13 protein-coding genes are annotated in these 13884 nt (G+C 63.5%); 8 read left to right on the top strand and 5 right to left on the bottom strand.

The window, feature by feature from the left end; all coding sequences use genetic code 11:
* Window positions 1-5: 5 nt before the first annotated feature.
* Window positions 6-971: a prolyl aminopeptidase gene (gene pip / locus CS1BSM3_RS20120; RefSeq protein WP_072390037.1), complete on the top strand. Its 966-nt coding sequence runs from the start codon at window positions 6-8 to the stop codon at window positions 969-971.
* 85 nt (window positions 972-1056) lie between these two features.
* Here the strand turns inward: pip and CS1BSM3_RS20115 are convergent, their stop codons facing one another.
* Window positions 1057-1437 carry a flagellar export protein FliJ gene (locus tag CS1BSM3_RS20115; protein ID WP_072390034.1) on the bottom strand — a complete coding sequence of 127 codons (381 nt, stop codon included), beginning with the start codon at window positions 1435-1437 and terminating at the stop codon, window positions 1057-1059.
* A 728-nt stretch (window positions 1438-2165) separates the two neighbouring features.
* Here CS1BSM3_RS20115 and CS1BSM3_RS20110 point away from each other — a divergent pair.
* From CS1BSM3_RS20110 to CS1BSM3_RS20090, 5 genes are all read left to right on the top strand, one after another.
* On the top strand, window positions 2166-2864 hold the full coding sequence (locus CS1BSM3_RS20110) for a response regulator transcription factor CtrA (RefSeq protein ID WP_072390031.1): 699 nt from the start codon (window positions 2166-2168) through the stop codon (window positions 2862-2864).
* Window positions 2865-3071: 207 nt separating this feature from the next.
* Window positions 3072-3317, top strand: a complete 246-nt coding sequence (locus CS1BSM3_RS20105; protein ID WP_072390028.1) for a twin-arginine translocase TatA/TatE family subunit — start codon at window positions 3072-3074, stop codon at window positions 3315-3317.
* Between the two features lie 178 nt (window positions 3318-3495).
* Window positions 3496-4098 (top strand): Sec-independent protein translocase protein TatB, encoded by a 603-nt coding sequence (tatB, locus tag CS1BSM3_RS20100; RefSeq protein WP_072390025.1) that lies wholly within the window; start codon window positions 3496-3498, stop codon window positions 4096-4098.
* Window positions 4099-4105: 7 nt separating this feature from the next.
* A complete protein-coding gene (tatC, locus tag CS1BSM3_RS20095; RefSeq protein WP_072390022.1) occupies window positions 4106-4918 on the top strand; it encodes a twin-arginine translocase subunit TatC in 813 nt (270 codons plus the stop codon).
* A gap of 287 nt (window positions 4919-5205) precedes the next feature.
* Window positions 5206-5484, top strand: coding sequence for a CtrA inhibitor SciP (locus CS1BSM3_RS20090; protein WP_072390019.1), 279 nt, complete (start codon window positions 5206-5208; stop codon window positions 5482-5484).
* A gap of 182 nt (window positions 5485-5666) precedes the next feature.
* On the opposite strand, the gene CS1BSM3_RS20085 is transcribed toward CS1BSM3_RS20090, so the two are convergent.
* Window positions 5667-7043, bottom strand: coding sequence for an MATE family efflux transporter (locus CS1BSM3_RS20085; RefSeq protein ID WP_072390017.1), 1377 nt, complete (start codon window positions 7041-7043; stop codon window positions 5667-5669).
* Between the two features lie 494 nt (window positions 7044-7537).
* On the opposite strand from CS1BSM3_RS20085, the gene CS1BSM3_RS20080 reads away from it, so the two are divergent.
* Entirely contained in the window at window positions 7538-7990 is a 453-nt protein-coding gene (locus tag CS1BSM3_RS20080; RefSeq protein ID WP_072390014.1) for a response regulator, read from the top strand.
* Window positions 7991-8022: 32 nt separating this feature from the next.
* The gene (locus CS1BSM3_RS20075; protein ID WP_072390011.1) at window positions 8023-10302 is read left to right on the top strand and encodes a hybrid sensor histidine kinase/response regulator; all 2280 of its coding nucleotides are present in this window, start codon (window positions 8023-8025) and stop codon (window positions 10300-10302) included.
* Window positions 10303-10314: 12 nt separating this feature from the next.
* On the opposite strand, the gene CS1BSM3_RS20070 is transcribed toward CS1BSM3_RS20075, so the two are convergent.
* The 3 genes from CS1BSM3_RS20070 to CS1BSM3_RS20060 all read right to left on the bottom strand — a co-directional run bounded on the left by CS1BSM3_RS20070 (window position 10315) and on the right by CS1BSM3_RS20060 (window position 13858).
* The gene (locus CS1BSM3_RS20070; protein ID WP_072390008.1) at window positions 10315-12573 is read right to left on the bottom strand and encodes a DUF3604 domain-containing protein; all 2259 of its coding nucleotides are present in this window, start codon (window positions 12571-12573) and stop codon (window positions 10315-10317) included.
* Window positions 12574-12650: 77 nt separating this feature from the next.
* A complete protein-coding gene (locus CS1BSM3_RS20065; RefSeq protein WP_072390005.1) occupies window positions 12651-13031 on the bottom strand; it encodes an MAPEG family protein in 381 nt (126 codons plus the stop codon).
* 47 nt (window positions 13032-13078) lie between these two features.
* Entirely contained in the window at window positions 13079-13858 is a 780-nt protein-coding gene (locus CS1BSM3_RS20060; protein WP_072390003.1) for a LamB/YcsF family protein, read from the bottom strand.
* Window positions 13859-13884: the final 26 nt, after the last annotated feature.

Raw genomic sequence — 13884 nt, 5'->3', positions numbered from 1 at the left:
CAGGAATGTCGGCACGCGAGCAATTCGGCTTCTATGCCCCGATCGAGCCGTACCGGACCGGCCGCCTGCAGGTCGGCGACGGGCACGAGATCTATTTCGAGGAGTGCGGGAACCGCGCCGGCAAGCCCGTGCTCGTCGTGCATGGCGGACCGGGCGGCGGCAGCAATCCGACTATGCGCCGCTACCACGATCCGGCGCGCTACCGGATCATTCTCTTCGATCAGCGCGGCTGCGGCCGCTCGACGCCGCACGCGAGCCTCGAGGCGAACTCCACGTGGCATCTCATCGAGGATATGGAGTGGCTCCGCCGGCACCTCGACATCGAGCGCTGGCAGCTCATGGGCGGCTCATGGGGCGCGACGCTCGCCATTGCCTATGCCGAACGCCATAGGGAGCGCGTGCGCGAGCTGATCCTCAGAGGGGTGTTTCTGCTTCGCGAGGCGGAGATCCGCTGGTTCTACGAGGAGGGGTGTAGCTGGCTTTTCCCCGAGGCCTACGAGGCGTTCCTGTCGGTGCTGCCCGAGGACGAGCGCCGCGACCCGATCCCCGCCTATTATCGTCGCCTCACGCATGACGATCCGCGCATACGCATCGAAGCGGCGCGGGCGTGGTGCATCTGGGAGGCTTCGACCATGGCGCTGCGCCCCGATCCCATGCGGCTGCGCGCCTTTGCCTCGGATGCCTATGCGCTCGCCTTCGCGCGCATCGAGTGCCACTACTTCATGAACCACGGCTTCCTCGAGGTCGATGGTCAGCTCTTGCGCGATGCCCACCACTTGAGGGGAATTCCGGGCGTGATCGTCCAGGGGCGCTATGATGTCGTCACGCCGGCGCGGAGCGCCTATGAGCTCCACCGTGCATGGCCCGGATCGGCGCTGCACATCGTCCCGGATGCCGGACATGCGATGACCGAGCCCGGGATCGTGCACGAGCTTGTTGCCGCGACGCGCGCCTTCGGCAGATTGGATTGAGCGGCACGCCAAGCCGATCGGGGCCGATCAGGGTTTACCTGCGGCAGGCGAGAGCATTCAACAGAGAGGTCTCGTCGGTAGGCTTTCAGCCGATGCGCGCATCGCCGGCATCGCGCTCGACGCGCCGCGGACGCTCGCCGCCGCGTTCCTCCGCAGTGGCCGCGACTTCGAGCTCGGCCATGGCTTCGTCGCGAACGGCGACCGCCTGCTCGAGCTTCTCGCGAAGACCCGTTACCGACTGGCGCAAATTGTCACGACGCTGAGCTGCCGCGCGAGCGAACGTCGAATAGGCGAAGTGCGCCTCGTTGCGAATGCCCGTCCGCTCTTCCTCGCTGGTGATCTGGCGGTCGAGGTCGGCAGCCATCTGCTCGAACTCGTGGATCATCGACTCGATGTCAGCCACCTTGCGGCGCTTCTCCTCGGCCTCGAAGCGCTTCAGCTTCAACGCACCGTCGCGGGACTTCATGACCGTCTACCCCCTACTCACGAGCATCGGCACGCCTCGAACAGCGAGCACGGCGATTACACGACCTAAATTTGGCCCGAACAGTCCAGGCCATGCAAAACCCATGCTCCGGCATCATATTTACACGGACAGAGCGACAGTGCACTGGTTTCAGCGCCTTAAATGTTCGTGATGCTGATCACCTGCGAGTGCCGCCTGGCCTGAGCCGAAGCACGATCAGTATCCGACGAACGGATTAAGTTGCCGTTTCGCAACGCCTGAATCGGATCGGACCAACGTGTGTCATTTTCGATCACGAGGCGAGCACTGTGCGCTTTAGCAACCTGTGCAAATCATGTAGTAACCAATTTAGGGGGTTGCATGCGGACGAACAAGTCACGGCAACGGCTTGGGTAATCTGCATGAATGGCATGAGGTTCGCGAACAAGCGACATCTCTGAGCTGCCGAGTACGGCCAGGATAGCCTGCCGCACGATGTACTGGTGCGTGCGTTTACTTGGCATGATTGGCCTAAGAGGCCTGGTGCGGAAAGTCGATGCGTCGAGGACTATGCGTTGGCAAAGCAACGCAAGGTGCGCGTGTCATAATCTGCATTCGCGTAATCGCTCATTAGGTTTTGTTAACCTCTCGGAAGTAATGTGCAAGTTATGAACTTGCTGAGTGCAATAGCGTACTCTTCACAATCGGGGCAGCGGACTCTTTAACAGAGTCATGGAAGAGAGGTTGGCATGCGAGTCCTTCTCATCGAGGATGACAGCGCCACGGCACAAAGCATCGAATTGATGCTGCAGTCGGAAGGCTTCAATGTTTACACGACGAGTACCGGTGAGGAAGGCGTCGATCTCGGCAAAATTTATGATTATGACATCATATTGCTCGACATCAACTTGCCGGACATGAGCGGTTACGAGGTTCTCAAGACCCTCCGCGTCAGCAAGGTGCAGACGCCTATTCTGATCCTGTCGGGTCTTGCCGGCATCGACGACAAGGTGCGTGGTCTCGGCTTCGGTGCCGACGATTACATGACCAAGCCGTTCCATAAGAACGAGCTGATTGCGCGCATTCAGGCGATCGTGCGCCGCTCCAAGGGCCATGCTCAGTCGGTCATCGAGACGGGCGAGCTCAGGGTCAACCTGGACACCAAGACGGTCGAGGTCAACGGGCAGCGCGTGCATCTGACGGGTAAAGAATATCAGATGCTGGAGCTTCTTTCCCTTAGGAAGGGCACGACCCTGACGAAGGAGATGTTCCTCAACCATCTCTATGGCGGGATGGACGAGCCGGAGCTCAAGATCATCGACGTCTTCATCTGCAAGCTCCGCAAGAAGCTGCAGACGGCGACCGGCGGCAAGCATTACATCGAGACGGTCTGGGGGCGCGGCTACGTCCTGCGCGAGCCGGGCGACGGCAAGAACGCGGCTGCCTGAGGCTTGAGGCGGGTGGCAGCCTCCTGCCGTCCGCGAGGTTAAGGCCTGTCAACCGAAGGGCGCCCACTGCGGCGCCCTTTCGCATGAGATTTAGGGGCTTTTAGGGGCGCCTCGCCTTGCTGGCCGGGGGCCTTTCTGCGATACTTTCGTCAAAACCGGCGGCAGCAGTATGATTACTGCGCTGCCTCCCCAAGGAGTTCAGTGGAAATGGGTACATTCAGCGTATGGCACTGGCTGATCTTCCTGGTCATCGCCTTGCTGCTGTTCGGCGGTAGCGGGAAGATTTCGTCGATCATGGGCGACGTCGCCAAGGGCATCAAAAGCTTCAAGAAGGGGATGACCGAGGACGACGACGTCGCGACGTCCACGGATGCGCCGAAGAAGCTCGAGGGCAAGGCGCCCGAGCCCCAGTCGGCGAGCGGCTCATCGACCACCGGCACGAAGGTCGGCTAGGCTTTTCGCGACCGCGCGGCAATGTCGGTGCGCGCGGCGGAGAAGCTCGGGCAGTCGGCCACGGCGCGAGCGGCGTCCTTGTGGTCGGCGCGATGCGAGGTCCGCTTTGACAGCGCTGACACCGCAGTTTTCGCTGCAACTTTGACGCGACGCTGAGGCTGCACTACAGAAAGCGATCATGTTCGATCTCACGTCAGGCAAGCTGCTGCTGCTGGGCATCGTGGCCCTGATCGTGCTCGGCCCCAAGGACTTCCCGATCCTGCTCAGGACCATCGGCAAGTACATGGGCATCATCAAGCGCCAGGCCGACGAGTTCCGCGCTCAGTTCGATGAGGCGATGCGGGAGAGTGAGCTCGATCAGATCAAGAAGGACGTCGAGGGGCTCGGGCAGGACCTCAATCAGTCCATGCAGGAGACCCAGAACTCGCTTTCGAGTGATCTCAGCAGCGTCACCAAAGAGATCGACGGCATCAAATCCGATATCGATACGCACCTGAACGATCCCTTGCGCCCGTCACCGCACACGACGGGCTATACGCCCGAGGAGCTGCGCGAGCCGGCCGCCGAGGAGCAGGAGAAGGCCTTGGTCGCGCCGGCAGCGGATCCGGATGCCCACGACGCCAATGGCGTTCCAATGCAACAGGCACCTGTGGCGGCGACGCCTCCACCCGCGCCGCCTGAGAGTGTCGTCGCGCATTCGGATCGCGGGAGCCTGAACGGCAGTGGCGGTCATGGGGCCGCGTCCGCAGGCGCCGAGACCTCACCCAAGAGCGGGGCATGAGCGCGCCATGACCGAGACCACCAATCGCGATGGTCAGGAAGATATCGACGCTTCCCGGGCGCCGCTGATCGAGCATCTGACGGAGCTGCGCCAGCGGCTCATTTATTCGCTGTTGTCGTTCTTCGGGACGTTCGTAGTCTGCTTCTTTTTCGCCAAGCCGATCTACAACGTACTGGTCTGGCCCTTCGTCCGCGTGGTGGGCGCCGACAAGGCGAAGCTGATCGCGACCCATTTCCTCGAGCAGCTCTTCACCAACATCAAGCTCGCGATGTTCGGCGCAGCGTTCCTGTCGTTTCCGATCGTTGCCGTCCAGGTCTACAAGTTCGTTGCGCCGGGGCTCTATAAGAATGAGCGCAGCGCGTTCGTGCCCTACCTGATCGCGACGCCGCTGCTTTTCGTGCTCGGCTCGCTCGTCGTTTACTTCATAGTTCTGCCGTTGCTGATCCAGTTCTCGCTCGAGATCACGCCCCAGGCCGGCGGCGATGGTCACGCGGCGATCGAGCTTCTCCCCAAGGTGTCCGAATACCTCTCCTTGGTGATGACCCTCATCCTCGGCTTTGGCATCATCTTCCAGCTCCCCGTGATCGTTACCCTGCTGGCGAGGGCAGGGGTATTTGGCGCCGCCGGCATGCGCTCGGCGCGGCGTTATGCCATCGTCGGCATTGCCGGCGCCTCGGCCGTGCTGTCGCCGCCGGATCCGTTCAGCATGCTGGCCATGATGCTCCCGACCATGCTGCTGTACGAGGCCTCGATCTGGATCGTCGACCGCATCGAGAAGGAGCGCCTCGCCAAAGAGGCGGCGGAGCAGGAGCAGGCCTGAGGCATCGGCCCTTAGGCCGGCCCATTAACTAGCTGACTTGTCTGGAAATTTCGAGCCTTGCGACTCCATGCGGCGCGGGCGCTGGTTTTATGCGTGCGCGTGTTTGTGCGGTGCTCGCGCTGTCACACGCCTGAAGTGTTAACCAGCTTTAACATCTATCGCCAAAATATTGTTAAGGCGTGATAAAAATGGAACAGAAAAGTATTGGCACGTTCACCGCGCGCCTTAGATCGATATTAAGACGGCTCGGTTAGTGTGCCCGAAGTTCATGGAGAGTATCGCGTATCATGACCGACCAGCAATTCAGAACGCGCTCGCGTTACGTCATCGGGCCTGACGGCAGCCCGCTCACGGTCGCGGATCTGCCGCCGCGCGACACCAAGCGCTGGGTAATCCGCCGTAAGGCCGAGGTTGTTGCCGCCGTGCGGGGTGGTCTGCTGAGCCTCGAGGAAGCGTGTGAGCGCTACAAGCTCACTGTCGACGAGTTCCTGTCCTGGCAGCGCACGATCGACAAGCACGGCCTCCAGGGCCTGCGCGCGACCCGCCTCAAGGACTACCGGAACTAGGCCGAGGTTGCGAGGCGACCCATCGGGCTCGTCCGGTCCGTGCCGGACCCGCGATCATCGCGCAAAGTAATCACCGCAGCTATGTGCGCCGGCGGGCCGAATCTTCTTCGGCTCCCGTCGCAATGCTTTTGGCCTGGGCCATCCGAGCCGGGCAGATCTCGCCGCGTTCTTGCGGCCGGCGATCAATGACCCCAGCGGGTCTTCCACACGAACAATCCGGTGGAGATGCCGTACGCGACCATCGCGACCGTGACGAGCAGGGCGAAGGCGCCAAAATCGCCGCCCTGTCGCAGGAGCAGAATGCCGCCGATCAGCACGACAAGCAGGCGTACGGTGCCGCCGAGCACGGGGCCGAAAATGCGGCCCGAGCCCTGGGACGAGAAATAGAGGCACAGACCGAAGCCGTACGCCGCAAAGCCATAGCCGGCGATACCGAGGTACTGGTGGGCGGCCTGCTCGACGTTCGGATCGCTGGTGAAGAGGTTTGCCCAAACGTGCGGGAAATTGGCGGCGAGGCAGCCGATCGTGCCGATGATGATGGCCGAGGCGGTGGCTGCCGTCCATGCTACGCGGCGCGCCCGCGCAACGTCACGGGCGCCGATCGCCATGCCGACCATGGGGACTGAGGCAGAGCCGATCGAGAAGGCGATCGGTACGAGCAGCAACTCGAGGCGAACCCCGATCCCGTAGCCCGCAAGTCCCGCCGTGCCGAAGCCGGCGACGAACTTGGCGAGGATGATGACCGTCAGGATGGACTGCAGAGGTGAAAGACAGGACACCGCACCGACCCGCAGGATGTCCCAGAACAGCTCCCGGCTGAGGCTCACCCCCGAAAAGTTGAGGCGCAGGCGCGAGTAGCGTGAGCGCAGATAGACGAGCAGCGCGATCGTGCCGGCGAGAAAGGCCAGGATCTGGCCGATGGCGACACCCGCGAGACCGAACCGGGGAATGGGGCCGAAACCGAGGGCCAGCACGCCCCCGAGAACGATCTGCAACATGGCGACGCCGATGATCGTCGAGGAGGGCACCCGCATGTTGCCCGTTCCACGGGCGATGGACGCAAAGATATTGAAGAACCAGACGATCGTGGCGCCCGCAAAGAATGCGCCCGAGTATTCGAGCGCCAGCGGCAGGACGGCGGCATCGCCACCCAGCATCGTGTAGATCGAGCGGCCCCAAAGCAGGAAGACGGCCGTGAAGAGCATGCCGGCGAGAGCGCCGACGATCATGGCATGAAGGGCAAGTGCACGCGCGCGTCGCACGTCGCGGGCTCCGAGCGCCCGGCTGATCGCCGAGGAAACGCCGCCGCCCATCGCCCCCGACGACATCATCTGCGTCAGCATGATCATCGGAAAGACGAGCGCCATCGCCGCCAGCGGCTCGGTGCCGAGAATGCCGATGTAGGACGTCTCCGCGATGGCGACGAGCGACTGCGTGCCGAGCGCGATCAGATTCGGCAGGGAGAGAGCCGCCAACGTCGGCAGAATGGGCGCCGTCAGAAGTGGCCCGTACGCTGCCGTCGGCAGCTCTCGGGGGCGGGAAGGCGTGCGTTCCGACAAGCGTTCCCCTTCTCCAGCGAGCAATGCATTTTCCTGCGGGTGAATGGCTTTATTCCGAAAGGCGACGGCACAAGTGAATGGCGTCCACTGCTATAGGCCAAGCCGGTCGGGCCGTCTAGCGCTCCGTCCAAAGATGAAAAAGCAAAGATGAAAATTTGAAATGCCTGTGGCCGATCGCGCGTTCCGATTGGCTCATTCCGAAGCGCTCGTTGGCAGGGGACTTACTCTATTTCATTCATTCGTGCCCGAGCCGCGCCTCTCGTCTCGTTGGTTAAGCCTCCTTCGACCTTATGTGCGCAATCTTCGCCGCGGCGCGGAAGGCACGCAGCTCTCTGCCGGCAGCATCTGTGAGCGACAAAGCGGACAGATGTTCCAGGCAATTAAACGGGAGCTTCAGCCTTATCTGCCATCATAGGCGTCAAGTTTCGGAGCCAACCGGGCGTGGGGAATAGAGGTCCGGAGGCAGCATTGTGGCGTTGGGGGAGAGTAGAGTCATGTCGAGTAAAGCAGCTTTGACCATCGTAATTGCTGACGACGACGCCGATGATCGGATGCTCGTCGAGGATGCCTTCACGGAAAGCCGGCTGGCGAACCCGCGCGTCTACGTCGAGGACGGTGAGGAGCTGCTCGCCTACCTGCGCAGCGAAGGCAAGTTCACCGGCCAGCCGCGCCGCCTGCCGGGCCTGATCCTGCTCGATCTCAATATGCCGCGCATGGATGGCCGCACCGTCCTCAAGCACATCAAGGCCGATCCCGAGCTCCGGCGCATCCCCGTCATCGTGCTGACGACGTCGAAGGCGGAGGAGGACATCCTGCGGACCTACGACCTCGGTGTCAGCTCTTTCATTACGAAGCCCGTCAGCTTCGAAGGCCTTGTGGATGTTGTTCGCACGCTCAACCATTACTGGATCGAGATCGTCGAGCTTCCGGCCAGCGAAGCCGCGTGATCGTGTGTTCATTGTATTGAGGCAGCAATTCAATGGCGCAATCGCTGGCACAGAACGAAACGGTCGTCCTGCTCGTCGAGGATGACCGCGACGACTTCTTTCTCACGCAGGATGTCCTGCAGTGCGTTCCGAACCACAAGTACTCGGTTGTCTGGGCGGGCTCCTACGAGCGCGCCAACTTCGAGCTGCTCGAGCGCACCTATGACGTAGCCCTGGTCGACTACCGGATCGGCGAGCGGACCGGCCTGGAGTTCATCCGCGAGGCCGGCCGTCGGTTTCCTGATACGCCGATGATCCTCCTCACTGGCGTGATCGACCCGCATATCGATCGCGCGGCGGAGGAGGCGGGCGCCGCCGATTTCCTCGAGAAGGGCGCGATCACACCCGAGCTCCTCGATCGCTCGATCCGCTATGCGATCAAGAATGCGCGCCGGCGCGCCATCCTGGATGCTGTGCTTTCGAACTCGGCCGCGGGCATCGTCGCCCTCAGCCGCTCCGGCGCACCGTTCCTTTGGAACAAGCAGGCTCTTCGCGCGCTCGCCATCGAGCCCGAAGGCACTGAGGCCGTGACGCCGGACATGGTCAATGCCGGCCTCGCGCAGATCGCCACGGAAGGTCGTCTGCCCGATCAGTTCGCGGCAACCTCGGGGCAGGTCTTCGAGACGGGTATCGGCGTGGTGCCGAGCGATGGCCAGGTCATCGTCTTCCACGAGATCACGCATCGCATGCGCGCGGAGGAGATGCTGCGCAAATCGGTCGCCGAGGCCGAAGCTGCGAATATGGCCAAGTCGAGCTTCCTCGCGACGATGAGCCACGAGCTGCGGACGCCGATGAACGGCATCCTCGGCATGGCGCGCGTGCTCGCCAATACGCCGCTCGATAACGAGCAGACCACCTATCTCGACACCATTCGCGTTTCGGGTGAGAGCCTCCTCGGCATCATCAACGACGTGCTCGACCTCTCCAAGATCGAAGCCGGTCACATGGAGATCGAGGATGTCGACTTCCGAATTGCCGATCTCGTCCACGAGGTGACGACGCTTCTGGCGCCGGCCGCGCGGGGGAAGGGTATCGATCTCGCCGTCTTCGTCGATCCGCTGCTGGCGAGCACATTGCGCGGCGATCCGCTGCGCATTCGCCAGATCGTCACGAACCTCATCGGCAACGCCATCAAGTTCACCGAAGAAGGTGGCGTCGCGCTGTGGGTGGACCGCGTCGAGGACAATGGGCGTCCCCAGCTTCGCATCAGGGTCAGCGATACGGGCATCGGCATTCCCGAGAGCAAGCGCGAGCGCCTGTTCAAGCGCTTCTCGCAGGTCGATGCCTCGACGACGCGCACGCACGGCGGCACCGGGCTCGGCCTGGCGCTCTGCCGCGAGTTCGTCTCGCTCATGGGCGGCCACATTGATTGCGCGAGCACACCCGGTGCGGGCAGCACGTTCGTCGTGCTCCTGCCCTTGTCGGTCGCCGGTGTGGACGCGCCCGATCGCAGCCGCGCGCGCCAGCTTTCCGGCTGGCGGATGGCGCTGATCGGCCATGAAGGCCCGCTGGCAAGCGTGATGAGAGCGTATGCTGCCTCGAGCGGCGCGACCATGGATCTGCTGGCCTGCGGGCCCAATGTCCTGCAGCGGCTGGGTCAGACGCAGAGCACGGCCATCGTCATCGACTGCAACGCGGCGAAGTCCAGTCGCGACGAGATCATAAGGCTCATTGCCGCCGAGCAGGGTGGCCCGTCCGCGCCGTTCTTCGTCATCGCGGACACGGTCGCGGATGCTGGTGGCCTCGACATCGAGCCCGATCTGCTTCTGTCACGTCCATTCGGCCAGCAGTCCTTCGAACGCATCTGCAACCGATTGCGCCGGCGGGCGTCGGCGCCGGTCGCGCGGACCACGGCGGCAGCCGCGGCGGGGCCCCAGCGCCATCTCAAGGTCCTGCTCGCCGAGGACAACGAGCCCAATCAGCGCGTGGCGCGCGCCATTCTCCGCGGTGCAGGCTACGCGATCGACGTTGCCGCGAATGGCCACAAAGCCATCGAGTTGGTCGGGCAGAAGCCCTATGACGTCGTGCTCATGGATGTGAACATGCCGTCCATGGACGGGCTCGAAGCGACGCAGCACATTCGCCAGACGGAGGCCGGGCGGGGCCTGCCGATCATCGGCCTGACCGCGAGCGTGATGGACGGTGATCGTCAGCGCTGCATCGAGGCCGGCATGAACGATCATCTGGCCAAGCCCATCGACTGGGATTGCCTGATCGCGCTGCTGAACCGCATGGATGCCGAAGTGTACGGCACCCAAGCGCTCGCCTCGTGAGATCTTCCGCGCTTAGCGGAAGAGATAGATCGGGCTCGACCAGGCGCGGTGGCCGTCCTCCTGCGTCACGCGTACGAAGAGGCGCGTGTCGCGCCCCTTCGGCACGGCAATGCGGCGGCTGAGCGTCAAGCGCGTCTCGCTCATCTTTTCAGGAAGGCGTGCGAGGCTCACCTCGCGCTCGAGGCCACCACCAGGGAAGATCTCTGCCTCGACGCCGAGCGAGGTGATGTCCCGCGTACCGCTGCAGTGCTTGGTCTCGAAGCTGATCGCGCCGGCATTTGGCTCCTCGAGCCAGAGATCGATACCGCCGTAGTTGCCGGTGGTGACCGCCTTCCACGAAAGGCCATCCGGCCTCTGCCCGCGAATGCCGCGGTCCATGTTCCAGTTGTTGAACATGCGCGCTTCGGCAATCGCATTGCCGTTGATGGTAAGGCTGCCATCCCAGACGGTCGTTCGCGCGCGCCCGCGGTACTCCGCGCCGGAATAGGTAAGACGGACGCGGCGGCCGAGATCTGAAGGGCCGTACGTGCGAATGGTTTCGATGATCTCCGTGCCGTCGAAAATGTCGAGGCGTTCGATGGGGGCCGAGGCCACGACCTCGATCTGCAACTCGATGTCCTCGTCGGCGACGCGCGCGATATCCCCCATGATGACGCGGCGCGTGCGCTCCGTGGCCGGGTTTTCGAAGACGGCCGGATCGCGCATGAAGAGGGTCGCGTCGCTCTTCGTCGTCGCCGCCACCGACAGCAGCATCCGATTGCCCGTCGTGCCGTAGTGATGGCGCCGGCGCATGGCCTCGAAAATCGCATCGCGATCGAGGCGCGGCGCGAGATAGCACGTGAGCCCGCCTTGCGCGCCGAAGAACGAGGCACCGGGATAGGACGCGCCGGGCCGTCCCTTGTGGCCATCCGAATTGCACACGACGCCGACGCGATAGTTCTTGGCGAAGGCATCGCGCAGGATCCACTCGAAAGTGCCCCAGTCGCTATGCACCTCGACGGCCGTCTCCAGGCGCCCGTCGTGCGCGTAGGTGATGTCGGCATAGCGTCCGCCGACGTGCGCCATGACCACGCAGTCCTTGCCGGTAAGCTTCTCGAACAGGGCGCCCGCCTCGTGCGCGTCGTTCGCCTCGTCGACCATGTCACCGCCTTCGGTGATCTGGGCGTGGCTCGAGCGGTGGATGGTCTCGCCTTCGTGGCGATACATCACATTGCGATCGCCGCCGACGGCGGTGTTGGCGCTCCATTCGTAGCCGGGAATGCAGACGAAGCGGCCAGGTTCGTCGAACTCTGCGGTGGCGATATTGAGATCACGCCAGAACTCGCCGGTGATCTGGAAGTCATTGCCCTGATGGCTCATGACGTCGAGCAACGCGCGGTCGCGGCCAAAGGCGAAATACTCGCGCGCGGGGTTCGTGCCGAGCGTCTCGTCGGACTGGCCGTGCGTATCTCCCCAGAAGTGGACGCTCGCAGCATCGGAGGCGGCGATCCGCAGCGGATTGCTGCGCGCGAGAAGGGCGCCGTTCTCGTCGATGACATCGATGGTGAGATCGCCGGGCTCACGCACGGAGAGCCCATCGAGCGTTGCGCCGAAGGTGCCTTGCTTGAGATCGACAGTCGCGGGAAGCCCCGAGACCGGCCGGCTCGGCGCGAGACGGACCGTGCGCGTCACTAGGTCCGACGGATTGCCCCAGGCATCATCCACCTTTATGCCGAAGCGGAAGGGCGCGCCGGCCCGCACCATGGACGGCAGCAGCGCCTGCCACGCGACGCCAGGGCCTGGCCCGATCTCGATGGTCGGGCTTACGGGCAGCGCGACATAGTCGTAGGTCGCGATCGCGTCGACGAGGACGTGGAACTCGAAGATCTTCTCGCAGTACGTCTGCAGGCGCACGCCGGGCGAGCCGAAGCGGGTGTCGCCGAAGCGGATGGTGATCGTGTCGCCCGGCTTCAGGAAATGCTTCATGACGCCGATGTAGAGCGAGCGGCTCCACGGGCGGATGTTGCGCTTGAACTCCCAGCGCGCCTCGAGCGTCGCGCCATTCGAGGCTTCGAGCGTCGTGTAGCCGGGTGCCTTCGGATCGTCGAACTGCACGGGGCCGAGATCGGTCGCGAAGCGGAACGCGATCTTGAGGCTGCCTGTGTCGTCAACGCCGAATGCGCCTGCCGTATAGACGAGCGTGAAGGACTGCCAGGAGCCCGCCTCGAACCGGCCGGTGGGAGAGAGCGTCGCGCTGCCCATGAGCTCTGGGCGGAAAGTCGAGTAGGGCATGAGGCGTTTCCTGCTTTTTGGGCGCGGTTCATCCGCGCCTGTCGGTGTGAGGGGTGTCGAATGCGCCGGGCTGCGCGTCAGAAAAAGGCCCAGATGCAGTAGAGCGCGGTGATGACCAGCACGATGAGCGTGCCGGTCATGCCGAGCATGCGGAAGGTAAGCGGCTCTCTCGGCTGGCTGATACCATAGGCATGAGAGACGCGGGAGGCCAGCAGCGCGAGCCCGAGCACGTGCACGAACAGCGAGCCCATGCCGAGGTGCTCCGAGAGCGCGAGCAGCAACAGCGTCAGCGGCGTGTACTCGACGAAATTGCCGTGCGCGCGGATGCGGCGTCGGAGAACCTCGTCGCCGCCATCGCCGATCGAGGTCTTCGTGCGATGACGCGCCTCCGAAACGCTGAGCGTCAACGCGAGGAGGACTAGACCAAGGAGGCCCGCATAGAGCGCCGCTGTTCTCATCTGATCCCCTGCCTGCTCGGACCGTCGACTGAAGCTACAACTTCGGTTCAGCCGGAGAGGTTCATTCCGGTCAACGGAACGATCTCGATGCCGGCCTTTTCGAGACTGTCACGAACGCCGCGCGCCACCGCGACACCGGTCGCCTCGTCGCCGTGGACGCAAAGCGTGTCGATCTTCGCCTTGATCACCTTACCTGAGACCGAGACGACCTCGCCCTGCTGCACGAAGCGCAACGCCTGCGCCGTTGCCTTCGCGGCATCCTTGAAGACCGTACCGGGGATCGAGCGCGAGGCCAGCATGCCGTCGTCAGCATAGGCGCGATCGCAAAAGCCCTCGCGGGCGATCGGCAACTCGAGCTTCTGCGCGGCCTTCTCGAGCTCGGAGCCGAACAGGACGACGAAGATCATGCTCGGATCAATCGTCTTGATCGCGCGGCCGATGGCCATGGCATAGTCGGCCTCGACGCAGGCCATGTTGCTGAGCGCGCCGTGCGTCTTGAGATGCGTAACCTTGAGCCCGCCGTAGGCCGCGATGCCCTGCAGGGCGCCGATCTGGTAGGCGACGAGGTATTCGAGCTCCGCCGGCGACATGCGGATCTGCCGGCGTCCGAAACCCCACAGATCGTTGAAGCCCGGATGCGCGCCGATGCTCACGCCCTTGTCGCGGGCGAGCATGACCAGCCGGTGCATGGTGTTGGCGTCGCCCGCATGCATCCCGCACGCGACATTCGCCGACTTGACGATGTCCATCATCGCGGCATCGTTGCCGATGTCGTAGGCGCCCCAGCCTTCGGCGATGTCGGCATTGAGGTTGACTTTGGCGGCCATTGTTCGCTTCCTCACAGATCGGGGGA

Origin of the sequence: Hyphomicrobium sp. CS1BSMeth3 (assembly GCF_900117415.1) — a bacterium.
Lineage (GTDB): Bacteria > Pseudomonadota > Alphaproteobacteria > Rhizobiales > Hyphomicrobiaceae.
The sequence above is the reverse complement of the archived record's forward strand: the minus strand, read 5'-3'. Positions and strand labels throughout refer to the sequence as shown.